The sequence below is a fragment of the Novosphingobium sp. NDB2Meth1 genome, from assembly GCF_900117425.1.
Taxonomy (GTDB): Bacteria; Pseudomonadota; Alphaproteobacteria; order Sphingomonadales; family Sphingomonadaceae; genus Novosphingobium.
Genome location: NZ_FPEH01000011.1, coordinates 93,893 through 117,760, shown reverse-complemented (window position 1 = coordinate 117,760; position 23,868 = coordinate 93,893). Strand labels below are relative to the sequence as shown.

General features: G+C 66.6%; 23 protein-coding genes. 4 read left to right on the top strand and 19 right to left on the bottom strand.

The annotated features are described in order from the left end of the window. Positions 1–14 precede the first annotated feature (14 nt). A complete protein-coding gene (locus NDB2M1_RS00715) occupies positions 15–1,448 on the bottom strand; it encodes an FAD-binding oxidoreductase (RefSeq protein WP_072378688.1) in 1,434 nt (477 codons plus the stop codon). 181 nt (positions 1,449–1,629) lie between these two features. On the opposite strand from NDB2M1_RS00715, the gene NDB2M1_RS00710 reads away from it, so the two are divergent. Both NDB2M1_RS00710 and NDB2M1_RS00705 read left to right on the top strand, forming a co-directional pair. Then, entirely contained in the window at positions 1,630–2,274 is a 645-nt protein-coding gene (locus NDB2M1_RS00710) for a hypothetical protein (protein ID WP_072378686.1), read from the top strand. 145 nt (positions 2,275–2,419) lie between these two features. Beyond that, positions 2,420–3,838: a DEAD/DEAH box helicase gene (locus tag NDB2M1_RS00705; protein ID WP_072378684.1), complete on the top strand. Its 1,419-nt coding sequence runs from the start codon at positions 2,420–2,422 to the stop codon at positions 3,836–3,838. Between the two features lie 273 nt (positions 3,839–4,111). Here the strand turns inward: NDB2M1_RS00705 and NDB2M1_RS00700 are convergent, their stop codons facing one another. The 4 genes from NDB2M1_RS00700 to NDB2M1_RS00685 all read right to left on the bottom strand — a co-directional run bounded on the left by NDB2M1_RS00700 (position 4,112) and on the right by NDB2M1_RS00685 (position 8,225). Beyond that, the gene (locus NDB2M1_RS00700; protein ID WP_072378682.1) at positions 4,112–4,447 is read right to left on the bottom strand and encodes a hypothetical protein; all 336 of its coding nucleotides are present in this window, start codon (positions 4,445–4,447) and stop codon (positions 4,112–4,114) included. 11 nt (positions 4,448–4,458) lie between these two features. Then, entirely contained in the window at positions 4,459–6,747 is a 2,289-nt protein-coding gene (locus NDB2M1_RS00695) for an ATP-dependent helicase (RefSeq protein ID WP_072378680.1), read from the bottom strand. A gap of 59 nt (positions 6,748–6,806) precedes the next feature. Then, a complete protein-coding gene (locus NDB2M1_RS00690) occupies positions 6,807–7,043 on the bottom strand; it encodes a hypothetical protein (protein ID WP_143146570.1) in 237 nt (78 codons plus the stop codon). Positions 7,044–7,226: 183 nt separating this feature from the next. Beyond that, the gene (locus tag NDB2M1_RS00685) at positions 7,227–8,225 is read right to left on the bottom strand and encodes a methyl-accepting chemotaxis protein (protein ID WP_253185735.1); all 999 of its coding nucleotides are present in this window, start codon (positions 8,223–8,225) and stop codon (positions 7,227–7,229) included. A 130-nt stretch (positions 8,226–8,355) separates the two neighbouring features. Between NDB2M1_RS00685 and NDB2M1_RS00680 the strand changes: the two genes are divergently transcribed. After that, on the top strand, positions 8,356–9,639 hold the full coding sequence (locus NDB2M1_RS00680; protein ID WP_054122433.1) for an MFS transporter: 1,284 nt from the start codon (positions 8,356–8,358) through the stop codon (positions 9,637–9,639). Between the two features lie 134 nt (positions 9,640–9,773). Here NDB2M1_RS00680 and rsmD read toward each other — a convergent pair whose 3' ends face one another. Genes rsmD through NDB2M1_RS00665 form a run of 3 tightly spaced genes read right to left on the bottom strand, consistent with a single transcriptional unit; the run spans position 9,774 to position 12,597 of the window. Next, a complete protein-coding gene (rsmD, locus tag NDB2M1_RS00675; protein WP_072378676.1) occupies positions 9,774–10,322 on the bottom strand; it encodes a 16S rRNA (guanine(966)-N(2))-methyltransferase RsmD in 549 nt (182 codons plus the stop codon). Then, the gene (locus NDB2M1_RS00670; RefSeq protein ID WP_083554654.1) at positions 10,322–11,410 is read right to left on the bottom strand and encodes a pseudouridine synthase; all 1,089 of its coding nucleotides are present in this window, start codon (positions 11,408–11,410) and stop codon (positions 10,322–10,324) included. The genes rsmD and NDB2M1_RS00670 overlap by 1 nt, the downstream gene beginning before the upstream one ends. Positions 11,411–11,445: 35 nt before the next feature. Beyond that, positions 11,446–12,597 (bottom strand): aromatic ring-hydroxylating oxygenase subunit alpha, encoded by a 1,152-nt coding sequence (locus NDB2M1_RS00665; RefSeq protein ID WP_072379968.1) that lies wholly within the window; start codon positions 12,595–12,597, stop codon positions 11,446–11,448. A gap of 221 nt (positions 12,598–12,818) precedes the next feature. On the opposite strand from NDB2M1_RS00665, the gene NDB2M1_RS00660 reads away from it, so the two are divergent. Then, positions 12,819–14,525 carry an AmpG family muropeptide MFS transporter gene (locus NDB2M1_RS00660; RefSeq protein ID WP_072378674.1) on the top strand — a complete coding sequence of 569 codons (1,707 nt, stop codon included), beginning with the start codon at positions 12,819–12,821 and terminating at the stop codon, positions 14,523–14,525. A 73-nt stretch (positions 14,526–14,598) separates the two neighbouring features. On the opposite strand, the gene NDB2M1_RS00655 is transcribed toward NDB2M1_RS00660, so the two are convergent. From NDB2M1_RS00655 to purB, 11 genes are all read right to left on the bottom strand, one after another. Continuing rightward, entirely contained in the window at positions 14,599–15,906 is a 1,308-nt protein-coding gene (locus NDB2M1_RS00655) for a bifunctional folylpolyglutamate synthase/dihydrofolate synthase (RefSeq protein WP_072378672.1), read from the bottom strand. A 161-nt stretch (positions 15,907–16,067) separates the two neighbouring features. Continuing rightward, positions 16,068–16,916 (bottom strand): acetyl-CoA carboxylase, carboxyltransferase subunit beta, encoded by an 849-nt coding sequence (gene accD / locus NDB2M1_RS00650; protein WP_072378670.1) that lies wholly within the window; start codon positions 16,914–16,916, stop codon positions 16,068–16,070. Then, positions 16,913–17,728, bottom strand: a complete 816-nt coding sequence (trpA, locus tag NDB2M1_RS00645; protein ID WP_072378668.1) for a tryptophan synthase subunit alpha — start codon at positions 17,726–17,728, stop codon at positions 16,913–16,915. Before trpA ends, accD begins: the two co-directional genes overlap by 4 nt. Continuing rightward, positions 17,725–18,036, bottom strand: a complete 312-nt coding sequence (locus NDB2M1_RS00640; RefSeq protein ID WP_072378666.1) for a cupin domain-containing protein — start codon at positions 18,034–18,036, stop codon at positions 17,725–17,727. The genes trpA and NDB2M1_RS00640 overlap by 4 nt, the downstream gene beginning before the upstream one ends. Next, on the bottom strand, positions 18,033–19,247 hold the full coding sequence (gene trpB / locus NDB2M1_RS00635) for a tryptophan synthase subunit beta (RefSeq protein WP_072378664.1): 1,215 nt from the start codon (positions 19,245–19,247) through the stop codon (positions 18,033–18,035). Before trpB ends, NDB2M1_RS00640 begins: the two co-directional genes overlap by 4 nt. A gap of 46 nt (positions 19,248–19,293) precedes the next feature. Then, complete coding sequence (locus NDB2M1_RS00630) at positions 19,294–19,944, bottom strand: phosphoribosylanthranilate isomerase (RefSeq protein ID WP_072378662.1); 651 nt, start codon at positions 19,942–19,944, stop codon at positions 19,294–19,296. A 149-nt stretch (positions 19,945–20,093) separates the two neighbouring features. Beyond that, entirely contained in the window at positions 20,094–20,855 is a 762-nt protein-coding gene (locus tag NDB2M1_RS00625; protein ID WP_072378660.1) for an SIMPL domain-containing protein, read from the bottom strand. Positions 20,856–20,935: 80 nt separating this feature from the next. Continuing rightward, a complete protein-coding gene (locus NDB2M1_RS00620) occupies positions 20,936–21,451 on the bottom strand; it encodes a GNAT family N-acetyltransferase (RefSeq protein WP_072378658.1) in 516 nt (171 codons plus the stop codon). An 11-nt stretch (positions 21,452–21,462) separates the two neighbouring features. Further along, positions 21,463–22,137: an orotidine-5'-phosphate decarboxylase gene (pyrF, locus tag NDB2M1_RS00615; protein WP_072378657.1), complete on the bottom strand. Its 675-nt coding sequence runs from the start codon at positions 22,135–22,137 to the stop codon at positions 21,463–21,465. Next, positions 22,134–22,430 carry a DUF1049 domain-containing protein gene (locus NDB2M1_RS00610; protein ID WP_054120474.1) on the bottom strand — a complete coding sequence of 99 codons (297 nt, stop codon included), beginning with the start codon at positions 22,428–22,430 and terminating at the stop codon, positions 22,134–22,136. The genes pyrF and NDB2M1_RS00610 overlap by 4 nt, the downstream gene beginning before the upstream one ends. A gap of 64 nt (positions 22,431–22,494) precedes the next feature. Next, the gene (gene purB, locus NDB2M1_RS00605) at positions 22,495–23,808 is read right to left on the bottom strand and encodes an adenylosuccinate lyase (RefSeq protein WP_072378655.1); all 1,314 of its coding nucleotides are present in this window, start codon (positions 23,806–23,808) and stop codon (positions 22,495–22,497) included. Positions 23,809–23,868 lie beyond the last annotated feature (60 nt).

Here is a 23,868-nt window from a genome sequence, read left to right as displayed (position 1 = left end):
CGGGAATTTTTTCGTCAGACCAGCTTGCCGGGATTGAGCAGGCCCTGCGGATCGAGCGCGGCCTTGATCTGGCGCAGCATGGACAGCGCAACCGGGTCACCCAGCCGGGCCAGTTCGTCGCGCTTCAACTGACCGATGCCGTGCTCGGCGGAGATCGAGCCGCCCCATTGGGTCACGAGATCGTGGACTTGCGCGCTGATCGCCTTGCCGTCGCCCTGCTGCCAGGCGGCCGGATCGACGCCTTGCGGCGCGAGGACGTGGAAGTGGATGTTGCCATCGCCGAGATGCCCGAAGCCGACCGCGCGAGTGCCGGGCCAGGCCGCTTCGAGCAGCGGGACGGCATGCTCGACGAATTGGGCCATCAGTTGCGTCGGCACGCTGATGTCATGCTGGACGGCAGGGCCCAGCGCCCGCTCGGCCGGGGCAATCGCATCGCGCAGCGCCCAGAACGCTTCGGCCTGGGCCTCGCTCGTGCTGATCGTGGCATCGGCGATGAGCCCGACTTCGAACGCCGAGGCGAGCATGGTTTCGGCGAGGTCAGGCAGGCGTTCGGCGGCGGCATCGCTTTCGGCGACCAGCTCGATCAGCGCATGCCACGGATGCGGCTCAGCCAGCGGCGCGCGTGCGCCCGGCAGATAATCGAGCACCGCGGCCAGCGAATGTTGCGGCATGACTTCGAACCCCTCGAGTGCAGGCCCGGCAATGCTCTCGGCATGCAGCAACAGCGCGCGCGCGTCGGACAGCGAGGCAAGGCCCGCCCACAGCACGGTGCGCCCGGCAATGCGGGGCTCCAGCCGCAAGGTGGCGGCGGTGATCACACCCATTGTGCCTTCCGAGCCGATCAGCACCTGCTTGAGATCGAAGCCGCGGTTGTCCTTCTTGAGCGGGGTGAGCGTATCGAGCACCGACCCGTCCGCCATGACCGCCTCGAGCCCCAGCACCATCGCGCGCATCGTGCCATGGCGCAGCACTTGCGTGCCGCCCGCGTTGGTCGAAATGAGGCCGCCGATCGTGGCCGAGCCCTTGCCGCCGAGGGTGAGGGCAAAGCGCAGGCCGGCTTCATCCGCGGCTTCATGGAGGGTCTGCAGGACAACGCCGGCGTCGGCGGTGACCATGCGGTTTTCGGCATCGAGGCGGCGGATCGTGTTCATCCGGCGCAGGCTGAGCAGGAGGGCGTGGCCCTCGCAATCGGGCGTGGCGCCACCTGACATGCCGCTGTTGCCCCCTTGCGGCACGATCGGCACGCGGTGCTTCGCGCAAAGTTTGATCAAATCGGACACTTCGGCGGTCGAGGCCGGCGAGGCCATCGCGAGCGCCCGGCCGGTGAACCGCCCGCGCCAGTCGGTCAGCCATGGCGCCATGAGATCGGGATCGGTGGTGAACCCGCGGGCCCCAAGCAGCTCGGCAGCTTCGGCGACAAAGGCGTTGTGATCAATTTCGGTCGACATGTCTCTGGCTACCCCCGGCAGGCCGCAGCGGGCAATTCATTTTTTCTGCCAGCCGAGTTAAGCGGGGGTTCAAGCAGAAGTGCTACCGAGAGATGACGATTCTCCGGGCGCATGGAATGCCCGAAAAAACCGTCAGGGCGGAAACACTGATTCGAGGGACCACGCTGCTTCTGCTGTCGCCATGACAACGTTATTCGGCCTCTTCGCGAGCTTCGCTCTGGTCCTGCCGGGCCTTCCGGCAGATGGCAGCGCATTTGCGCTGTTTGATGACGATGCCGCGGGCGAGGAGGATATCTGGACCGCGGCCACGCTGCCGCCGGATTCGCCGTTGCTCGTGGGGCCGCAGGGCGCCTTGCCCGGCGGGGCCGCCGTCAATCCGCTGGCGGGCGATGTGTGGGACCAGGTGCGTATCGAACAGCAGGTGATCATCCGCGTGACGCCGCGCGATGCCGGGCGCAATGCGGTTGCGCCGCAGATTCTGCCGCTGCAGCCGATGCAACCGATACTGCAGCCGACCCTGCCGCAAATGCGGCCCAATGCGCCGCGATTCCGGGAGCGCAAGACGGGCAAGTGCATGCCGGCCATGGGCATCGCCGCCGTGCAGCCGATCACCGACGGGCGGCTGATGTTCTACATGCGCGACCGCCGGATGATCGCGGCGGGCCTCGAGAAGGCCTGCAGCGCACGCGATTTCTACCTGGGTTTCTACATGTCGAAGACGAGCGACGGCCAGCTTTGCGTCGGCCGCGATGCGATCCATTCGCGTGCGGGGACGACCTGCAAGCTCAAGGACGTGCACGAATACGTTCCGGTCGACGGGAATTGAGCGCAAACCCTGCGCATCCGTAACCCATTTCCTTGACTTTTGCCCGCCTTTGCGCCTAGGCGCGAGGCCACGATGGCGCGCCACATGGCCACGCCTTCCGCGCGTCGGACAATCTTGCGCGCCCTTTTTCGGATCATCAGCCCACATGAAATTTGCCGATCTCGGCCTGTCTGACGAATTGCTGCAGTCGGTAACCGACGCCGGCTACGACACGCCGACTGCGATCCAGGCGCAGGCCATCCCCTCGGTGCTGATGATGCGCGACATCATCGGCATCGCGCAGACGGGGACGGGCAAGACGGCGAGCTTCGTGCTGCCGATGATCGATATCCTCGCGCATGGCCGCCGCCGCGCGCTGATGCCGCGCTCGCTGATCCTCGAGCCGACGCGCGAGCTTGCCGCGCAGGTGGCCGAGAACTTCGAGAAGTATGGCAAGAACCACGATCTCAAGATGGCGCTGCTGATCGGCGGCGTGCAGATGGGCGATCAGGTCAAGGCGCTGTCCGACGGCGTCGACGTGCTGATCGCCACCCCGGGCCGGCTGATGGACCTGTTCGAGCGGGGCAAGATCCTGCTGACGGGCTGCGAGCTGCTGGTGATCGACGAGGCGGACCGCATGCTCGACATGGGGTTCATCCCGGATATCGAGACGATCTGCTCGCGTCTGCCGACGACGCGCCAGACGCTGCTGTTCTCGGCGACGATGCCGCCGGTGATCAAGAAGCTGGCGGACAAGTTCCTCAGCAATCCCAAATACATCGAAGTGGCGCGGCCGGCCTCGAACAATTCGAACATCGCCCAGCACAAGATCCATGTTTCCACGCGCGGCAAGCGCGAGGCGCTACGCCACCTGCTGCGCACCGACAATGTCGGCACCGCGATCATCTTCGCCAACCGCAAGACGACGGTGCGCGAGCTGGCCAAGAGCTTGCAGCAGAGCGGTTTTTCGGCAGGTGAGATCCATGGCGACATGGACCAGAACGCGCGCAACGCCGAACTGCAGAAGTTCAAGGACGGGGTGATCTCGATCCTCGTGGCGTCCGACGTCGCCGCGCGCGGCCTCGACGTGAAGGGCGTGAGCCACGTTTTCAACTACGACACGCCGTGGCACCCGGACGACTACGTCCACCGCATCGGCCGCACGGGCCGCGCAGGCGCGACGGGACGAGCGTTTACCTTCGTGACGAGCGAGGATGCGGAAGCCATCGCCAACGTCGAGAAGCTGACGGGGATGAAGATCCCGGTGTTCACGCTGGAAGGCGGCGAGCCGGAAGCGGCAGCGCCTGCCGAGAAGCGCGAGCAGGCGCCGCGGGCCGAGCGCGCGCCGCGTGGTGAACGGGCACCGCGGCGGGAGCGTGCGCCCAAGGCGGCGGCGCCGGTGGACGAGATCGAGGTTTCGCCCGAATTGGCGGAGACACCGGCACGCGAAGCAGCCCCGGTGCGAGCACCCCGCGCAAGGCGGGATGAACCGCGTCCGCCCAAGGACGTGCTGACGGAGCTGCCCTCGCAGCCGGGCGAGTGGAACGGGCCGGTGCCGGGGTTCCTCAGCGTTTCGGCGCTTTAATCACTTCTCATTCACCCGTTCGTGTCGAGCGAAGTCGAGACATGATGTGCTGTGTGTGGTGTCTCGACTTCGCTCGACACGAACGGATGTTTGGTGATTGACGCAGGCTGATATCAGCAGTGATCGTCGGCCCGGACTTGATCCGGGCCTTGGCTTTTCTTCTTTCAGCGCCGTGCCGGAAGAACAGCCTAACCCCGTGTCAAGCACGGGGTGACGGAAGAAATATCAATATAGGTTCACTAGGATCAGAGCGTCTCGTGATCCAGAATCTTGTCAATCAACTGTTTGCTTGAAGGACACGACACGCTCTTGCTTGTCTAGAGTGAGGGTCAACCATGCATGGTCGATTGGGAGTAAGCTCCCGTCATTACCGAGAACATAGACCATGTCAGAACCAGCCCATTTGTCCGTTGGAGTCGGAGGGCCAAGCAAGGCGACAACTTCGGTTCGCGTCATCCCATAGAGCCGATGCTTACGAACGAGATCGGGCATGATGTTCGCACGTTCACGACCACTGAGATCGGCCTTTAGCCAGCGCTCTCGGTCAAACTCGGCACCCTTTGTGCAGCTGGCGACGAGAAGAAGTAGGATAAGGAACGACTTCTTCATCCGCTTTCCCCTCAAGCCGCCTTCACAAAGCTATCGATCACCCGCTTCCGATCGCCGGTCTCGAAATCGATCTCCAGCTTGTTGCCTTCCTGCGCGGCGACCGTGCCGTAGCCGAACTTGTCGTGGAACACGCGGGTGCCCACGGAAATGTCGGTGCGGGGTTTCGCGGCGAAGCTCGCGGCGGAGCGGCTGGGTTCGGCGATGCGTTTGGGGGTGGGGTCGTAAGTGGTCGCCGCAGCGCGCTGCCAGCCGGGACCGCGGGTGAGGTTGCGCGCGGGGTTGGCGCTGGCGACATGCGCGAACGGATCCGAGTGTTCGGACCACTGCGCGCGCCAGAGCGAGGCGCCGCCGGAGAGGGTGGTTTCCTCCTCGATATGGTCGGCCGGCAGCTCGCCGACGAAGCGGCTGGGGATCGAGCTGGTCCACTGGCCGTAGATGCGGCGGTTGGCGGCGTGGAGGATCGTGCAGCGGCGGCGCGCGCGGGTGATCGCGACATAGGCGAGGCGACGTTCCTCCTCGAGGCTGGCGAGGCCGCCTTCGTCGAGCGCGCGCTGCGAGGGGAAGACGCCTTCTTCCCAGCCGGGGAGGAACACGTTGTCGAACTCCAGCCCCTTGGCGGCGTGGATGGTCATCACCGTCACCTTCTCGGTATCCGCCGCCGCGTCGTTGTCCATGACGAGGCTGACGTGTTCGAGGAAGTCGCCGAGCGTCTCGTATTCCTCCATCGCGCGGGCCAATTCGACGAGGTTTTCGAGGCGGCCCGAGGCTTCGGTACTCTTTTCGGCCTGCAGCGCGGCGGTGTAGCCGCTCTCGTCGAGTACGGTGCGCAGGAGTTCGGCGGGGGTGAGCGTGGCGATCCCGTCGCGCCAGCGCAGGAAATCGCGCATCAGGCTGGCGAGCGTGGCGCGGGCGCGGGCGGGGAGTTCGTCGGTATCGCAAAGTTCGATCGCGGCGGCGGCCAGCGGAATCGCGCGCGCGCGGGCGTGGCGGTGGAGCTTTTCCAGCGTCTTGTCACCCAGCCCCCGCTTGGGGGCGTTGTAGATGCGCTCGAACGCGAGGTCGTCCTGCGGGGAGGCGATGACGCGCAAGTAGGCGAGCGCGTCGCGAATTTCGGCGCGTTCGTAGAAGCGGAAGCCGCCGACGATCTTGTAGGCGAGGCCGATCTGGATGAAGCGGTCTTCGAACTCGCGCGTCTGGAACGAGGCGCGCACGAGGATGGCGATGCGGTCGAGCGGCGCGCCTTCGCGCTCCAGCCGCTCGATCTCCTCGCCGACGCGGCGGGCTTCCTCGGGGCCGTCCCATACGCCGATGACGCGGACCTTGTCGCCGCCATTGACCTCGGTCCACAGCGTCTTGCCGAGGCGCTGGCTGTTCTCCGCGATGACCCCGCCGGCAGCGGCGAGGATATGCGGGGTGGAGCGGTAGTTCTGCTCCAGCCGGATCACCTTGGCGCCGGGAAAATCCTTTTCGAAGCGCAGGATATTGGCGACTTCTGCGCCGCGCCATGAATAGATCGACTGGTCGTCGTCGCCCACCACGCAGATGTTCTTGCGGCCCTGCGCGAGAAGGCGGAGCCAGAGGTACTGGACGGCGTTGGTATCCTGATACTCGTCGACCATCACGTACTTGAAGCGGTTCTGCCAGCTCTCCAGCACTTCGCGGTGCTGCTTGAAGATGGTGAGCATATGCAGCGTGAGATCGCCGAAATCGCAGGCGTTGAGCGCGCGCAGGCGGTCCTGATAGAGGGCGTAGAACTTCGCGCCCTTGCCGTTGGCGTAAGCCTCGTTGTCGAGTGCGTCGAGGTCCTTTGGGCCAAGCCCGCGGTTCTTCCATCGGTCGATCAGACCGGCCAGCTGGCGCGCGGGCCAGCGCTTTTCATCAAGGCCTTCCGCGACGATGAGCTGTTTCAAAAGCCGCAGCTGGTCATCCGTATCGATGATCGTGAAGGTGCTCTGCAGGCCGACGAGTTCGGCATGGCGGCGCAGCATCTTCGCGGCGACCGAGTGGAACGTGCCGAGCCACGGCATGCCCTCGACCGCCGGGCCGATCATGTGTCCGACGCGCTCGCGCATTTCGCGCGCGGCCTTGTTGGTGAAGGTTACGCAGAGGATTTCCGACGGCCAGGCGAGGCGCGAACGCAAGAGGTTCGCAAGGCGCGCGGTGAGCGCGGCGGTCTTGCCGGTGCCCGCCCCCGCGAGCATGAGCACGGGGCCTTCCGTCGTCAGCACGGCTTCGCGCTGCGGCGGGTTCAGGCCATCGAGCCAGGCATTTGCGGATTCGGTCGAAGGGGGCGCATGCATTCGAGAACGATTAGGGAACAGCGTCCCTCGCCGCAAGAGGCGGCGCGCCTCGGTTCGACTTATTTGTCCATGTACTCTTCGTAGTAATCATCGCGCGTATGGTACGAGGCCGCGCGGTTGTCCCGATCGTTGTGCTCCTGGAGCTCCCGCTCGCGCGCCTTGCGGGCAATCTTCTTGGCGGCTTCGGAGTTGGCGAGCGAGTTCACCATCACCGTGGTCCCGTAGCCAAGCATGGCGCAGGACGCGACAGTGAACAGCCAAACCATCAGGCATCCGGCAAACATGATCTTGATCACTTGCACCGGGACAATACTCCATATCAGTATTGCCTAATGAGCATGATGTGGTTGCAGATCGATTAACGGCTTGCTGCAAGAATATTCCAGCCATGACCAGATGCGGTGGTGGGGACGTGCGTCAATTCATCGATATGGCGCAATCTATGCCATCAGTTTAGTCCGGATTGGTTGAAAATTGTTCTAGAACTCGGCCCAGTCCTCGCTGCCAACAGGTTTGAGAGCCAGATTGCCGCTGACCGGCAGCGGTGCAGTCTTGCGCCGGGGACGGGCCGCCGGTGCCGCGTCGCGCGCATGGGCCGCCTTGGTGGCACCGGTCTGGAACCGGGTCGTCTGCGCCCGGAGCTGTTGGGCCACGGTGGCAAGCGTACGGGCGGCTGCCGTGCTCTGCTCCACCATGGCCGCATTCTGCTGGGTCATGCGATCAAGTTCGCTGACCGTGCCGGAGACTTCGGAAAGCATCAGCGACTGACGCTGGGCGGATTCGGTGATGCCCTCGACCAGCGTGCTGACTTCGGCGACACGTCCGACGATGTGGCGCAGGACTTCTCCGGTTTCGCTGACCAGTTGCACTCCGCGTTCGACGTGGCCGGTGGAGGAGGAGATCAGTTCACCGATCTCGCGCGCCGCCGTGGCGGAGCGTTGGGCCAGCGCGCGCACTTCGGTGGCAACGACCGCGAAGCCGCGACCGGTTTCGCCGGCGCGGGCCGCCTCGACCCCGGCGTTCAAGGCGAGCAGATTGGTCTGGAAGGCAATGCCGTCGATCACGCTGATGATCTGGGAAACGGCTTGCGAGGATTGCTGGATCGCGGTCATGGCTTCGACCGCACGTTGCACCACGGTGCCGCCATTGGCTGCCTCGCCGTTCGCTTCGGAGACGGCGCGATTGATCTCGGCGACCTGATGGGTGCTCTTTCTGACCAGCGTGGTGACCTGCTGCATGGCCGCGCTTGCTTCTTCGAGCCGGGCAGCAGGATCGCAGATCATCCGCTTGGCCGCGCTCATCACAAGCGCCATCAGCACGATCGCTAGTGCCGGAAACATCAGGGCAACGGAGGTGGCGAGGCCCCCCAAAGGCAGCAAGGCGCCTAGACTTGAAAGGCAGACGAGGAACAGCGTGATCAACCGCAGCGTGTCGAGCTTCTGGCGGATCGGGGCCTTTTTCTCGAACCATTCGAACATCATGGTTCCCTTTGCTTGCACTCCTGCTCACGCCTTCGCTAGCAACGCTTGTTGACGATAACCCTGCTCCTGACCTAGCGGCTTTTCCCAAAGCCCGGCGTTATCCTCCCATTGATCGGATGCTTGCCCGATGCCACCTGCCGACCTTCTGTCTGGCCAAGCCCATCCGGTGCGCACCCACGCGCGCGTGCTGCTGGCGAGCCTCGTCGGCACGGCGGTCGAATTCTACGATTTCTATATCTTCGGCACTGCGGCCGCGCTGGTGATCGGACCGCTGTTCTTCCCCGAGAAATCAGCGACGGCGCAGACGCTGCTGGTGTTCATGACGCTTGGGATCGCGTTCTTTGCGCGGCCGGTGGGGGCTGTGGCGTTCGGCCATTTCGGCGACCGGATCGGGCGCAAGTCAACGCTGGTGGCCTCGCTGCTGCTGATGGGCGTCTCGACGTTTCTGGTGGCGTTTCTGCCCGGCTACGCGGTGGCGGGCTGGGTGGCGCCGGCCCTGCTTTGCCTGCTGCGGTTCGGCCAGGGCTTTGGCCTGGGCGGCGAGTGGGGCGGGGCATCGCTGCTCGCGGTGGAAAACGCGCCGAAGGGCTGGGATGCGCGGTTCGGCATTGCCGCGCCGCTCGGGGCCCCGCTCGGGTTCCTGTTTGCCAATGGCCTGTTCCTCCTCCTGGGGCTCGGCCTCAGCGAGGCGGATTTCCTCAGCTGGGGCTGGCGTGTGCCGTTCCTGGCAAGTTCGCTGCTGGTGATCCTCGGGCTGTGGATCCGTCTGCGTATTGGCGAGACGCCGGCGTTCAAGGCCTCGCTCGAAGCTGCGCCGCCGCCGCGCGTGCCGCTGGGCAAGCTGCTTGCCGAACATCCCGGCGCGGTGCTGGCGGGCACCATGGGCGTGATCGCGTGCTTTGCGCTGTTCTACCTCGCGACGACCTTCGCGCTGGGCTTTGCCACGAAGACGCTCGGCTACCCGCGCGAGACGGTGCTGGCGATCCAGCTGGGCGCGGACGTGGTGTTTGCCATCGGCATCGTGGTTTCCGGCTGGTGGTCGGATGCCACCACCCCGCGTACGGTGATGGCGGTCGGCGCGGCGCTCACGGGGCTGGTCGGTCTCGGCTTTGGCAGCGGGCTGGCGGCGGGATCGCTGCCGGTGCTGTTCCTGACGCTCTCGGCCGCGCTGTTCGTGATGGGGCTGTGCTATGGCCCGATCGGTGCGTGGCTGCCGTCGCTCTATCCGGTCGAGGTGCGCTACACCGGTATTTCGCTGGCGTTCAACCTGGGCGGCATCGTCGGCGGCGCGCTGGCGCCGCTTGGCGCGGCGTGGCTGGCAGCGCAGGGCGGCGTGATGTGGACGGGGCTGGTGTTGACGGCGGCGGGCGTGGTGACGCTGGTCGGCGTGCTGGCGGCGCCGCGTCAGTAAGAACCCCTCCGACCCGCTTCGCGGGCCACCTCCCCGTTTGTCCCTTCGGGAAAAACAGGGAGGATCGTTTCATTCCTCCCCATTTTTGCGAAGCACAAATGGGGAGGTGGCCTGCCGAAGGCAGGTCGGAGGGGTTATTCCGCCACTCGCATCAAGGTCAGCCTTGCCTTGCCGACCTTGCGCTCCGCATCGATTCCGAGCGTGCGCACGCCGGATGGCTCGTCCGCATGCGTTTCAAGGCTGACCCACGTGCCAGGGCCGATCCAGCCGAGGCGCTGCAGCCGGTCGATAGCGACAGCGCCCGCGCCCGAGCCATAAGGCGGATCGAGCAGCACGACATCGAGCGGCGCCGGCGCGGGGCCGAGCGCGAGGACCGAGGCGGCGCGCACGTCGCACTGCGCCTGCGCATGGAGCGCGGCGATATTGGCACGAAGCGCGCGGATGGCGGCAGGGTCCTGCTCGACGAACAGTGCCTTGGCCGCGCCGCGCGAGAGCGCTTCGAGGCCGAGCGCGCCCGAGCCCGCGAACAAGTCGGCCACGGTCAGGTCTTCCCAGCTGCCGAGGCGGCTGGTGAGCATCGAGAACAGCGTCTCGCGGGTGCGGTCCGCAGTCGGCCGGGTGGTGTCGCCTGCCGGGGCCTGCAATTTGCGGCCGCGCCAGGTGCCGGCGATGATCCGCAGCATCAGCGCTTCCCCTGCGGTCGGTTGCCGGGACGTGGACCCGGGCGGCCACCCGGTCTTTGCGGGCGCTGCGGCTTCGAGACCAGTTGCCCTGCTTCAGGCGAGAGGCGCTTGCGTTCGGGGCGGGCGCGGCCTGCGGGCGCGGACTTGGCCACAGGTTCAGGCGCAGGCTTCGGCGCGCGCGGGGCTGGCGCGCGTCCGGCATGGATCGCCTGCTGGTCACGCGTTGCCTTGTCGCTCGCAAGGCCCTTGCGGAAGCGCTCTACAACGACTTGCGGCACTTCCTCCGCCGCGCCGCGCGGCAGTTCGCCGAGATCGAACGGACCATAGCGCAGCCGCAGCAGGCGCGAGACTTCGAGGCCGAGATGCTCGAGCACGCGGCGGACTTCGCGGTTCTTGCCTTCGGTGAGCGTCAGCTCGATCCACTTGTTGCGGCCCGCGCTGCGTTCCATGTTGGCGTTGATCGGGCCGTAGCGCACGCCTTCGATCTCGATGCCGTCCATCAGGCCATCGAGCATCTCCTGCGTGACATCGCCGAAGGTGCGCGCGCGGTAGGTGCGCGGGACGGCATTGGCGGGGAGTTCCATCGCACGCTTGAGCTCGCCGTCATTGGTAAGGAGCAGCAGGCCCTCGGTGTTGATGTCGAGCCTGCCGACCGGCATCACGCGGCCCGCGCCCGGCGGCAGGGCATTGCGCAGCGCGGTGTAGATCGTCGGGCGCCCGGTCGGATCGCGCTCGGCAGTGATCAGCCCGGATGGCTTGTGGAACATGAACAGGCGCGGCGGTTCGGCGGCGGCGACGGGATTGCCATCGACCGTGACGCCCTTGAGGTTCTTGAGGATCGTGGCCGGGGTGGTGATCGCCTCGCCGTCCAGCGCGACGCGGCCCTCGGCGATATAGCGCTCGATCTCACGGCGGCTGGCGACCCCGGCGCGGGCGAGCAGCTTGGCGATGCGATCGCCTTCGCGCGGGGTGCCGTCGTCGGCTGGGGCGCGGGTCTGCGGCGTGGCTGCTGCCTTGGGCGTCTTGTAAGGTTTGGGAGCCGCGGGCCTTCCCGGGCGGCCGCTCCTGTCTTTGGGGGGAAATGCCATGGCTTGCCCCTTACGCTGCGCGTGCCCGCGCGTCATCAACCTTCATGCAGGGCAATCTCGCGCTGGCAGATCTCGTGGAAGCGGCGGATACCGCCTTCCAGCGTGCCAAGTGTAAGCTGGGGCACGGCGCCGGTTGCGAGGCCCTGCTGGCCGAGTTCGGCGGCGCGGAAGTCTTCGGAGCCGAACACCTGCCCGTCGAGCAAGTCCCAGCTGCGGCGCCAGTGGTCTTCGGCCTTTTCCGTCTGCGGTGCCTCGGCGATCAGCATGAAGTCCTCGACCAGCGTCAGGTCGTGGGCCTGCGGCATGATCGTCATCAGGTTCACGTAGTCCGGGCTGATGACGATGACCGTGGCGGGGAACAGCTGGTAGGCAAAGGTGGCGACACGGCGCAGCGCAGGCCAGTCGGCCAGATCGACGCCTTCGAGTTCGGTCGCGCGGCCGACCAGCGAGCGCATGTGCGGCCCGACTTCGTCGCCTGCCGTCACCCCGTCCTTGAAGTAGGGGCCGATGGTGCGGGCGTGGAGGCGCTGCACGTGGTAGCTTTCGAGGAACGCGTCCATGATCAGCTTCCAGTTGGACGCGACCCGGTGCGTGCGGCGAGCGTAGAGGTGATGCGAGGCGAGGTCTGCGGCGGCGAAATCGGCGCTGATTGCTGTCGCAAGAGTGAAGTCGGCCTCTTGCGGCGCGAACCAGATAAGGCCGCCCGCTTCGAGGCTGGGCAATTCGATCAGGCCGTGGGCGGATTGATCGAACGCCGGGAAGGTGTCCGGGCGGGGCAGGGCGAGCAGCTTGCCCTCGGTGCTGTAGGTCCACGCGTGATAGGGGCAGACGAGGCGCTTGGTGCATTGCACCTCGCCGCCTTCGACAAGCCGCGTCCCCCGGTGGCGGCAGACGTTCATGAAGACATGCGCCTTGCCCGCTGCATCGCGGGTGAGGAGCAGGGGCCTGCCGGTCGCGTCGTGCGGGACGGCCATGCCGGGATCGGGCAGCAGCGCGGAAGGCGCGAGGACCTGCGGGAAGCGGTCAAACAGCGCGGCCTTTTCGCGCGCCCAGTGGGCTGGATCGGTATAGACGCTGGCGGGCACGTGGCTGATGGCCGCGCCCTTGCGGCCCGCACCTGCTGCCACCAGCCGCGCGAGGTCCAGCTGGCCATCGGTGGGCCGCTTGGTGCTTTCAGTGGTGGCCATTTCGCGGCTCTCCCCCGGTTTCATCGCTCTCCGGTGCTAGGCATAGCGCAATTTGGCGCTAAGCATGCAGGTAAATGCATGGCCCGATTACGATATCGGATCATTGTTCGGCCAGGGATACCCCAGTCCCGTTCGTGTCGAGCGAAGTCGAGACACCGCACGCCGCGCCCGGTGTCTCGACTTCGCTCGACACGAACGGAGGGGGAAGTGTGAGGAACTGAATGGCATCGAGCGCCGCCGAGGTTGAGAAGCCACCGCGCCCGAAGGGCTTCAAGCTGCTGATGGTGGCGCTGGCGACGCGCAAGTCGGCAACGATGCTGGGCTTCGGCTTTGCCTCGGGCCTGCCTTATGCGCTGCTGCTCGGCACGCTCAACGCCTGGCTGGGCGAAGTGAAGATCGACCTTGCCACCATTGGCGTGCTCTCGTGGATCGGCCTGTCTTACTCGTTCAAGTTCCTGTGGTCGCCGCTGGTGGACCGCATGGCGCTGCCCGGCCTCGAAGCGCTGGGGCGGCGCAAGAGCTGGATCTTACTGTGCCAGATCGTATTGGTTCTGGGCTTCGTGGGCCTTGCGCTGACTGATCCGGCCAAGGCCATCGGCACCTTCGCGCTGTTTGCGTTCCTCGCCGCGCTGGCCTCCGCGACGCAGGACGTGGCGGTGGACGCGTGGCGCATCGATGTCGCGGACGAGGATACGCCGGTCGAGCTGCTCTCCTCGATCTACCAGTTCGGCTACCGCATCGCCTCGATTGTCGGCGGTGCGCTGGCGCTGGTGCTGGCGGGGCGGATGTCATGGCCGCTGGTCTATCTGCTGATGGCAGGGCTGATCGCGCTGATCGGTATTGTGACCTTGCGCGCGCCCGACACACCACGCCCCGAGCAAGGCACGCTCCACGCCGCGCTGGCGCAGCCGGGTGAATTGACGCCGCGCGCGCGAGGTATTGCGCTGTTCATCGTCGGCACCAGCTGGGCCTGGGCAATCGCGACAATCGTGCGCTTCATGGTGATCATGCTGAGCCCGCTGGGGCCGGGCGAGAAACACCCCTCGGTAGGCGATTTCACGCGCCAGATGGGCCCGCTGATCGTGCTGGCGACCGTGGCGGTTCCGCTGCTCGTCGCGGCGGTGACCAATGCGATGCGCACGCAGGGCCGCGCGGTGCTGACGGCGCCTGATACGCGGCATTCGGCGGTGCGCACCGCGGCGAACCACCTCTACGTCGCGCTGATCGCCCCGCTGGCGGAACTGGTGGCGCGGCTCGGCTGGGGGGTGCTGGTGGTGATCGGGATGATCCTCACCTACACGCTGTGCTACAACGTGTGGTCGAGCTTCGCCTTCCCGTTCTACCTCGATTTCCTGCACTATTCGAAGGACGAGGTGGCGTTTGCCTCCAAGCTCTTCGGCATCTTCATGACCATCGCGGGGATCAGCCTCGGCGGCTATCTGTTCCTGCGGCTGGGGCGCATGCCGACGATCCTGATCGGCGCGATCCTCCCGATGTTGGGCAACTTCGTCTATGCCGACCTCGCCGAAGGCGCGGTGCATATCGATGCGGTGGGCAAGGCGGTGGGCCTGCACGCGCTGTTCGGCCTGTTCGGCTTCGATCCGCGCATGATCCGGCTGCTGCTGGCGATCAGCTTCGAAAACATCTCGACCGGTATCGCGGGTGCGGCCTTCGTGGCGTACCTCTCGGGCATCGTCTCCAAGCGCTATACGGCGGTGCAATATGCGCTGATGTCTTCGCTCACCTTCCTGATCGGCTCGCTGGGGCGCGGGATCGCGGGCGAGGCGTTCGATCTCTACGGCTATGCCACGGTGTTCCGCTGGACGGCGGCGGCGGGGCTGGTGGCGGTGCTGTTCGTGTGCCTCGAATGGGTGCGCGTGGTGCGGGAGGCTGGCGCTGCGCGCGATCCCTCGACAAGCTCAGGATGAGCGAGGTTTTTGATTTTCCAGTTGAACCACCCCCGCTCGTGCTGAGCTTGTCGAAGCACGCTGGCGCCCCGTCTCAGTCCGGCGCTTCGTCGTTGCGCCTGAGCACATCGCCCGCGAGGTAGAGCGAGCCGGCGATCAGGACATCGCCTTTGCCTGGCAGTGCGGCGAGGGCGTCCGCGACATTGGCAAAGCTCGCCACAGGCAGCGCGGTGAAGGGGGCGAAGTCTGCGGGCGTGTGTGCATCGTGGCCGGGGGCGGGGACTATGGAGACCGAGGCGAGCTTGCCTTCCAAGGGGCGCAGGATGGCGCTGGGGTCTTTGCTGGTCAGCATGCCCATCACGAGGTGGAGCGGCGGGCTGTCCGCGAAGTGGCGGGCGATGGCTTGGCCTGCATCGGGATTATGGCCGCCGTCGAGCCAGACGGTGCGGTTTCCGGCGAGTGCGGTGAGCGGGCCAGCACCGAGGCGCTGGAGGCGGGCGGGCCAGCGGGCAGCGCGGATGCCGCTCGCCATGGCTTCGGGGGAGACCGGAACCGCGCTCTGGTGGCGAAGCATGGCGATGGCGAGGGCGGCGTTGTCGGCCTGATGGGCGCCGGCGAGGGTGGGGAGCGGTAGGCTCAAGCTGCCCTTGGCGTCGCGGTACGCGATGGTTTCGCTGGTTTCTGCCCACCAATCGCGACCGCGCAAGGCAACCGGCGCGCCGATATGGCTGGCAGTGGCGAGAACGCTGGCGAGCGGGCTGTCCGCATAGCTCTGCACCACCAGTGGCGCGCCGGGCTTGGCGATGCTGGCCTTTTCGAAGGCTATGCGGGCGAGGGGCTCTTCCGGCGTTCCGGCTTCGGGGACGAGGAGGAAGGCCTCGTGATCTATGCCGAGGGTCGCGATGCCGCAGACGGCAGGGTTTTCGAGGACGTTGGTGGCATCGAGCCTGCCGCCGAGGCCGGTCTCGATGACGCAGGCATCCGCCGGGGTTTCCGCAAAGGCGAGGAACGTTGCGACGGTGGTGACTTCGAAGAAGCTGGGGCCAAGGTCTGCGGACGCATCGAGCACGCGTTCGAGCAGGTCGGCGAGGCTTTCGTCGCTGATGAGCTTGCCCGCGACGCGGATGCGTTCGTTGTAGCGCACGAGGTGCGGCTTGGTGGCGGTGTGGACGACGAGGCCCTGCGCTTCGAGGATCGCGCGCAGGTACGCGCAGGTCGAGCCCTTGCCGTTGGTGCCCGCGACGTGGAATACCGGTGGCAGGCGGCGCTGCGGATTGCCGAGGCGGGCGCAGATATCGCGCACGGTATCGAGGCCGAGACGGCCCTGCGGGAGCGAGAGCGCGCCGAGGCGGTCCAGTTGCGCCTGGACGCGGGGGTTTTCGGAAATGGCGAAATCGCGCAATTACCCCTCCGTCAGCCCTTCGGGCTGCCACCTCCCCATTTGCCCCTTCGACAAGCTCAGGGGAAAATGGGGAGGGCGAAGAAAAGTCTGTCTGTTTTAGGTCCTCCCCATTTTTGCGAAGCACAAATGGGGAGGTGGCCCGCGCCAGCGGGTCGGAGGGGTCAAGCCGCCTGCGCGGCCATCAGATAGCCGATGGTGCGGGCGAGGGTGGCCTTCAGCATATGGCGGCTGACCACCATGTCGATCATGCCGTGCGCGTGGAGGTATTCGGCGCGCTGGAAGCCTTCGGGGAGCTTTTCGCGGATCGTGTCCTGGATCACGCGCTGGCCGGCAAAGCCGATGAGCGCGCCGGGTTCGGCGATCTGGATGTCACCCAGCATGGCGTAGCTCGCGGTGACGCCGCCGGTGGTGGGATCGGTGAGAACGACGATGTACGGGAGGCCCGCGGCGCGCATGCGGTTGATCGCGACGGTGGTGCGCGGCATCTGCATCAGGCTGAGGATGCCTTCCTGCATGCGCGCGCCGCCGGCCGCCGTCACGGCCACGAAGGGGCACTTGTTGGCGATGGCGGCTTCCGTCGCGGCGATGAAGGCATCGCCCACGGCCATGCCCATCGAGCCGCCCATGAAGCCGAAATCCTGCACGCCGACGACGGCCTTGTGGCCATCGATCTTGCCGACAGCGGCGGTCAGCGCATCAGGCTGCGGATTGGACGCGCGCGCGGCCTTGAGGCGGTCGGTATAGCGCTTGGTGTCGCGGAACTTGAGCGGGTCTTCGCGCACCTTGGGCGCGGGCAGAATTTCAAAGCCAGCGTCGAGCAGCTGCGCGAGGCGCGTCTCGGCGCCGATGCGGCCGTGGTGATCGCAGCGCGGGCAGACCGAAAGGTTTTCCTCGTACTCCTTGGTGAACAGCATTTCGCTGCACGAAGGGCACTTGATCCAGAGGTTGTCCGGCGTGTCGCGCTTGGGCGCGAAGGGCAGCGAATTGCGGACGCGGGTCAGCCAGCTCATGCTTCTACCTTTCGTGCCGTATGGACGGCCTTGGCTAGCGCGGAAACAAGATCGCGTACAGGTCCGGCCGCGTTCTCGCCGTGCTCGGCGATGAGGTCGATCAGCGCCGAGCCGACGACAACGCCGTCCGCTACCTCGGCGATGGGACCGGCCTGTTCGGGCGTGCGCACGCCGAAGCCGACAGCGACGGGGATCTCAGCCGTCTGCTTGATGCGGGTGACGGCTTCCTCGATCGAGGCGAGCGCGGCCTGCTGCATGCCGGTGATGCCCGCGACCGAGACGTAGTAGAGAAAGCCCGAAGAGCCTTCGAGCACGGCAGGAAGCCGCGCGGCGTCGGTGGTCGGCGTGGCGAGGCGGATCGGCGAGATGCCGTGGGCGCGCAGGTTCGGGCCGAGTTCGCTATCTTCCTCGGGCGGGATATCGACGCAGATGACCCCGTCGACCCCGGCCTTGGCGGCCTCGGCGGCGAACCATTCCGGCCCGCGCGTGATCATCGGGTTGGCATAGCCCATGAGGACCAGCGGCACATCGGGGTGGCGCGCGCGGAAATCGGTGGCCATCTGCAGGATATCGGCAGTCTTGGTGCCGGCGGCGAGGCTGCGCAGATTGGCGCGCTGGATCGCCGGGCCATCGGCCATCGGATCGGTGAAGGGCATGCCAAGCTCGATCACATCTGCGCCGCCTTCGACGAGCGCGTCGAGGATCGCGGGCGTGGCGGCCGGCGTCGGATCACCGGCGGTGACGAAGCAGACGAGGGCGGGGTGGCCCTTGGCGAAGGCGGCGGAAAGCCGATTTGGGGCGAGGCGGGTCATTCAGAGTCCTTGCGTTCGACCACGAGTATGCGCGCGTCCCCGATGGGGTGCGCAACATGCTCGTCCCCGGATTCCACGCTCACACCCTGGCCTGCAGCGAGCCGGACAATGTGTTCGCCTGCCGCATCGCGGTAATGCATGTCCACTTCACCGTCGAGGACGACGAAGACTTCCGGACCGGTATTGCGGTGCCAGCGATAGGGCTGATCGGTCCAGTGGAGCCGCACGGTCACGTCGCCGAAATCGCTGAGCAACTGGCTGGCCCACGCACGTTCACCCACGAAATCTGTGGCGGCGAAGGGCTTCACAGCTTCACCCCCAGATGCTCCGCGACCGAGAAGATGTCCTTGTCGCCGCGTCCGCACAGGTTGGCGAGGATGATCGCGTCCTTGTCCATGGTCGGCGCGATCTTCTTCACCGCGGCGATGGCGTGGGCGGGTTCGAGCGCGGGGATGATGCCTTCGGTGCGGCAGAGCAGCTGGAAGCCGTCGAGTGCTTCGGTGTCGGTCACCGAGGTATACTGGACGCGGCCGGTTTCCTTGAGCCAGGCGTGTTCGGGGCCGATGCCTGGATAATCGAGGCCCGCCGAGATCGAGTGGCCTTCGAGGATCTGGCCGTCCTCGTCCTGCAGCAGGTAGGTCTTGTTGCCGTGGAGCACGCCGGGGCGGCCGCCCGCGAGGCTGGCCGCATGGAGCTGGTCGAGCCCGTGGCCTGCGGCTTCGACGCCCATCATTTTGACGCTGGGATCATCGAGGAAGGGGTGGAACAGGCCGATGGCATTGCTGCCGCCGCCGATGGCCGCGACGAGGAGATCGGGGAGACGGCCGACGCGGGAGAGCATCTGGGCGCGGGCTTCCTTGCCGATCACGCTCTGGAAATCGCGGACGAGCTCCGGATAGGGGTGCGGGCCGGCGGCGGTGCCGATGATGTAGAAGGTGTTGTGGACGTTCGCGACCCAGTCGCGCAGCGCCTCGTTCATCGCGTCCTTGAGCGTGGCGGCACCAGCAGTGACGGGGACGACTTCGGCGCCCAGCAGCTTCATGCGGAACACGTTGGGCTGCTGGCGGGCAACGTCGGTCGCGCCCATGAAGATCGTGCAGGGCAGGCCGAAGCGCGCGCAGACGGTGGCGGTGGCGACGCCGTGCTGGCCCGCGCCGGTTTCCGCGATGATCCGCGTCTTGCCCATGCGGATGGCGAGCAGGATCTGGCCGATGCAATTGTTGATCTTGTGCGCGCCGGTGTGATTGAGTTCGTCGCGCTTGAACCAGACTTGCGCGCCGCCAAGCTCTTCCGTCAGCCGGGGCGCGAAATAGAGCGGGCTGGGGCGGCCGACATAGTGCTCGAGGAGGTCGTCGAACTCGGCATGGAAGGCGGGATCGGCCTTGGCCTTGCGGTATTCCGCTTCCAGATCGAGGATCAGCGGCATCAGCGTTTCGGCGACGTAGCGACCGCCGAACTGGCCGAAATGGCCCTGTGCGTCGGGCTGGTTGCGGAAGCTGTTGGGGATGGGCGCGTTCATGGCGCCTCGCTTGGCAGAGGGGCGCGCGCTTGTCCAGATTCGTGGGCTAAAGGGTAGCGCAGCGCGCCGCTTCGCAGAAGGCGCGGATCAGGGCCACGTCTTTCACCCCCGGTGCGCTTTCGACGCCCGACGAAACATCGACCAGCGGAGCCTTGGTTGCGCGAATGGCTTCGGCGACATTGGCGGGAGAGAGTCCGCCAGCAAGCCCCCACGGCAGCGGGCCCTTGTGCGCGGCAAGCAGCGTCCAGTCGAACACGAGGCCAAGGCCGCCGGGCATCGCGGCGCCCTTGGGGGGCTTGGCATCGAACAGCACGAGATCGGCGGCGCCGGTGAAAGCCTGCGCACGCTCGACATCGGCCTTGGCCGCGACGGGGAGGGCTTTCCAGACGGGGAGGCCGAATGCCTTGCCCACGGCGGCGACGCGCGCCGGGTCTTCCTCGCCGTGGAGCTGGATCACATCGAGACGGGCGGCAGCGACGAGTTCGGCGAGCAGGCCGTCGGTCGGGTCTACGAAAAGGCCGACCACCTTGGCACGTCCTGCAGCGCGGGCGGCGAGCGCGGCGGCATCGGCGGGGGCGAGGTGGCGCGGGGAACGCGGGAAGGAGACGAGGCCGATGTAGTCGGCGCGTGCGGCAATGGCGGCATCGACGGCGGTGGGGGTGGTCAGGCCGCAGATCTTGATGTGGGGGGCGGGCATGGGGTTCGGATAGGGCGAGCGCGTCTGGCGGTCAAATGGCTGTGGGTGCCGGCGTGCCCACCCCCGACCCCTCCTGCGGGGCGGGAGGGGCGATCAAGCGCTGTCCGGCTCCCCTCCCGCTTGCGGGAGGGGTCGGGGGTGGGTTTAGCTTACTGCCCCAGCTCGAACGTCACCGTGACATTTGCGCCCACCTGCACCTCGCCGGCCGCAACCGGGCTCGGTGCGGCCTTGGCCATCATCGCTTCGGCGCGGGCGTACATCACCATCGGCTGCGGGGCATAGCCGCCGCTTTCGCTGATGGTGAGGATGCGCTTGACCGTCAGCCCCGCCGCCTTGGCATAGAGCTCGGCCCGCGCGCGGGCTTTCTTCATCGCCTCGATGCGGGCTTCGTCGCTGGCGGCATCGGGATTGTCGAGCTGGAACGAGGGGCCGCTCACCTGATTGGCACCGGCAGAAACCAGCGTATCGATGGTCTTGCCGTAATTGCCGATCTTGCGCTGCTTCACCTCGACCTGGTTGGTTGCCTGATAGCCGATGATGACGGGATCACCGCTGACGTTGCCGTTCGCATCAGCGCGCGGCTGGCCGTAGACCGGGTTCACCGAGAGGTTGCTGGTCTGTATATCGCGCTCGGCGATGCCCGAGGCCTTGAGCGCGGCGATGACGGCATTCATCTGCTCGGCATTCTGCGAGAGGGCAGCGGATGCGGTCTTGGCCTGCGTGGTGACGCCGGCGCTGAACACGGCAAGATCGGGGGTGCGGGTGGAGCGGCCATCGGCGCTGACCGTGAGAACCGCGTTGCCGGGGGCGACGACCGGGCCGGGCGAGACGGCCTGCGCCATCGCAGGCGTTGCGGCGCCAGCGGCAGCAAGCGCGGCGGCCATCAGCAGCGAGGTGGAGGCAGTGGTCATCGGTTGGTCCCCTTGAAAATCTATCCCGCATGTGGGGGGTGGCGGCTTTCGCAGGGCTGAACCGCGATGACAGGAGTGCTTCAGGCGATGGGCCGAACCAAGCTGCGGGCCAGCACGATCATCGCAAACCGCGTGGGATCACCATAAGGGAAGGGCCTCGCTTCGCCGGTGCGGGCATAACCGCGCCGCTCATAGTAGGCGATCAGGTCCTCGCGCCGGCCGATCACGGTCATTTCCATGGTGTTCGCGCCGAACTCGCGCATCGCGAGCGCCTCTGCCTCGCCGATCAGCCAGCGGCCAAGACCACCGGCCTGGATTGCCGGATCGACGCAGAGCATGCCGAGATAGGCAAGGCCTTCGCTGCGGTCGGTGATCGTGACTGTGCCGACGAGCGTGCCCTCCTGTTCGGTAAGCAGCACGCGTCGCGCGGGATCGGTGAGCGCCTCGGTCAATTCCGCGTCGCTGGTACGATCATCGTCGAAGAGGTCGGCTTCATGCGTCCAGCCCTTGCGGGCGGTGTCGCCGCGATAGGCGCGCTCGATCAAGGCGCGAAAGGCGGGAAGATCGCTGAGCGCGGCCAGTCTCCAGGTACGCATGGCGGCAGGGCTCAGAGCGTGGCTTCGATGGCGCGCGCGGCGGCGACCGGATCATCGGCGCGGCTGATCGGGCGGCCGATGACGAGGACACTGGCACCATCGCGGCGCGCGGCGGCGGGGGTGACGATGCGCTTCTGGTCCGCCGTGTGGCCCGTATCGGGGCGCAGACCGGGGACGACGAAGAAGCCGTTCTTCCAGCGCTTGTGGATCGCGCCGACTTCGTGGCCCGAGCAGACGATGCCGTCGAGCCCGGCTTCCTGCGCGAGATCGGCAAGCCGCAGGGCCTGATCGTGGGCATTGGCGGAAACACCGACGGCGGTCAGGTCGTCATCATCGAGGCTGGTGAGCACCGTGACGGCGACGACCTTGCAATGTTCGCCTGCGGCGGCCTTGGCGTCTTCCATCATCGCGCGGCCGCCGCTGGCGTGGATGGTGACGATGGCGGGCTCCAGCACGTGGATCGACTGCATCGCGGCGGCGACGGTGTTGGGAATGTCGTGCAGCTTCAAGTCGAGGAAGATCGGCAGGCCCAGCTTGGCGACTTCATGCACGCCGTGGTGGCCATGCGCGCAGAAGAATTCGAGGCCGAGCTTCACCCCGCCGATATGGCCCTTGACCTTCTGAACCAGCGCGAGCCCGGCATCGAGGCGGGGCAGATCGAGCGCGAGATAGACGGGGTTGCTCATGATGCTTCGCTTGCTTTCCGGGCTTCAAGGCTGGTTGAGGTGAGCGAGGCGCTGCCCGCCAGCGTGGTTTCGAGGTTGTTGATGCGGCGCTGCAGGCGCCAGCGCATGGTGCGGTGGACCAGCCACATCGGTACGAGGCCAAGGAGAAACGCGGCGATCACCAGCGCAGGCAGCTTGGTATCGAGCACGAGGCCCTGCCACACGACGAGTTCGACCGGCTGCCAGTTCGCCGCCGAAAACGCGGCGAGCGCGGCCACGATCACCAGCCACAGGATCGAGCGCAGCGATTTCATGCGAGGTCCCTCCCGTTCTTGGCGCCCAAGCTAATCCGCTTTGGCGCGCAAGGCGAGTCCCGCGTTATTCCCCGAAAACCCGCGCAAAGATCGTGTCGACAGCCTTGAAGTGGTAATCGAGGTTGAACTTGTCCTCGAGCTCCTGCGCGCTCATCACCGCGCTCACTTCGGGATCGGCCTTGAGCAGTTCGAGCAGCGAGAGCTGGCCATCCGATTGCCACACCTGCATCGCATTGCGCTGGACGAGCCGGTAGGAATCGTCGCGCGTCAGCCCCGCCTGCGTCAGCGCCAGCAGCACACGCTGCGAGTGGACGAGGCCGCCCATGCGGTCGAGGTTCTTCTGCATGCGCTCAGGGTACACGAGCAGCTTGTCGATCACGCCGGTGAGGCGCGCGAGCGCGAAATCGAGCGTGATCGTGGCGTCCGGGCCGATGTAGCGCTCGACCGAGGAGTGCGAGATATCGCGCTCGTGCCACAGCGCCACGTTCTCCAGCGCAGGCGTAACGGCGGAGCGCACGACGCGGGCGAGGCCGGTGAGGTTTTCCGTAAGCACCGGGTTGCGCTTGTGCGGCATGGCCGAGGAGCCCTTCTGGCCGGGCGAGAAGTACTCCTCGGCTTCCAGCACTTCCGTCCGCTGCAGGTGGCGCACTTCGGTCGCGAGGCGTTCAATGCTGCTGGCGATCACGCCGAGGACCGCGAAGAACATCGCATGCCGGTCGCGCGGGATGACCTGCGTGGAGACGGGCTCGACCGCGAGGCCCAGCTTCTCGGCGACATGGGCTTCGACTGCCGGGTCGATATTGGCGAACGTGCCGACTGCGCCCGAAATGGCGCAGGTGGCGACTTCGGCGCGGGCGGAGACAAGCCGCGCACGGCAACGGGCGAACTCGGCATAGGCCTGCGCCAGCTTGAGGCCGAAGGTGGTCGGCTCGGCGTGAATGCCGTGGCTGCGGCCGATCGTGGGGGTGTACTTGTGCTCTATCGCGCGGCGCTTGATCGCCTCCAGCAGCGCGTCGAGGTCGGCGATCAGGATGTCGGCGGCCTGCGTCAGCTGCACGCCCAGCGTGGTGTCGAGCACGTCGGAGCTCGTCATGCCCTGGTGCATGAAGCGCGCTTCGGGGCCGACTTCCTTCGCCACCCAGTCGAGGAAGGCGATGACGTCGTGCTTGGTGACAGCCTCGATGGCGTCGATCGCGGCAACGTCGATCTTTGGACCCGTCGCCCACCAGTCCCACAGAGCCTTGGCGGCAGATGGGGGCACGACGCCAAGTTCGCCCAGCTTCTCGGTCGCGTGGGCCTCGATCTCGAACCAGATGCGATAGCGCGCTTCCGGCTCCCAGATCGCGGTCATCGCGGGGCGGGCGTAACGGGGGACCATCGGCGACTCCTCAAGCAAATGCGTGGGCAGAGCCGCTAGGGGGAGGGGGGCGGGAAGGCA

Bases quoted from the DNA above. Each gene is read 5' to 3' on its own strand.
- purB (WP_072378655.1), bottom strand. From the start codon at position 23,808: ATGGTCCCCCGTTACGCCCGCCCCGCGATGACCGCGATCTGGGAGCCG.
- NDB2M1_RS00630 (WP_072378662.1), bottom strand. From the start codon at position 19,944: ATGCCCGCCCCCCACATCAAGATCTGCGGCCTGACCACCCCCACCGCC.
- NDB2M1_RS00705 (WP_072378684.1), top strand. From the start codon at position 2,420: ATGAAATTTGCCGATCTCGGCCTGTCTGACGAATTGCTGCAGTCGGTA.
- NDB2M1_RS00620 (WP_072378658.1), bottom strand. From the start codon at position 21,451: ATGCGTACCTGGAGACTGGCCGCGCTCAGCGATCTTCCCGCCTTTCGC.
- NDB2M1_RS00665 (WP_072379968.1), bottom strand. From the start codon at position 12,597: ATGGCCACCACTGAAAGCACCAAGCGGCCCACCGATGGCCAGCTGGAC.
- NDB2M1_RS00710 (WP_072378686.1), top strand. From the start codon at position 1,630: ATGACAACGTTATTCGGCCTCTTCGCGAGCTTCGCTCTGGTCCTGCCG.
- accD (WP_072378670.1), bottom strand. From the start codon at position 16,916: ATGAGCTGGCTGACCCGCGTCCGCAATTCGCTGCCCTTCGCGCCCAAG.
- NDB2M1_RS00700 (WP_072378682.1), bottom strand. From the start codon at position 4,447: ATGAAGAAGTCGTTCCTTATCCTACTTCTTCTCGTCGCCAGCTGCACA.
- NDB2M1_RS00680 (WP_054122433.1), top strand. From the start codon at position 8,356: ATGCCACCTGCCGACCTTCTGTCTGGCCAAGCCCATCCGGTGCGCACC.
- rsmD (WP_072378676.1), bottom strand. From the start codon at position 10,322: ATGCTGCGGATCATCGCCGGCACCTGGCGCGGCCGCAAATTGCAGGCC.
- NDB2M1_RS00695 (WP_072378680.1), bottom strand. From the start codon at position 6,747: ATGCATGCGCCCCCTTCGACCGAATCCGCAAATGCCTGGCTCGATGGC.
- pyrF (WP_072378657.1), bottom strand. From the start codon at position 22,137: ATGAGCAACCCCGTCTATCTCGCGCTCGATCTGCCCCGCCTCGATGCC.
- NDB2M1_RS00715 (WP_072378688.1), bottom strand. From the start codon at position 1,448: ATGTCGACCGAAATTGATCACAACGCCTTTGTCGCCGAAGCTGCCGAG.
- NDB2M1_RS00685 (WP_253185735.1), bottom strand. From the start codon at position 8,225: ATGTTCGAATGGTTCGAGAAAAAGGCCCCGATCCGCCAGAAGCTCGAC.
- trpB (WP_072378664.1), bottom strand. From the start codon at position 19,247: ATGAACGCGCCCATCCCCAACAGCTTCCGCAACCAGCCCGACGCACAG.
- NDB2M1_RS00670 (WP_083554654.1), bottom strand. From the start codon at position 11,410: ATGGCATTTCCCCCCAAAGACAGGAGCGGCCGCCCGGGAAGGCCCGCG.
- NDB2M1_RS00625 (WP_072378660.1), bottom strand. From the start codon at position 20,855: ATGACCACTGCCTCCACCTCGCTGCTGATGGCCGCCGCGCTTGCTGCC.
- NDB2M1_RS00660 (WP_072378674.1), top strand. From the start codon at position 12,819: ATGGCATCGAGCGCCGCCGAGGTTGAGAAGCCACCGCGCCCGAAGGGC.
- trpA (WP_072378668.1), bottom strand. From the start codon at position 17,728: ATGACCCGCCTCGCCCCAAATCGGCTTTCCGCCGCCTTCGCCAAGGGC.
- NDB2M1_RS00610 (WP_054120474.1), bottom strand. From the start codon at position 22,430: ATGAAATCGCTGCGCTCGATCCTGTGGCTGGTGATCGTGGCCGCGCTC.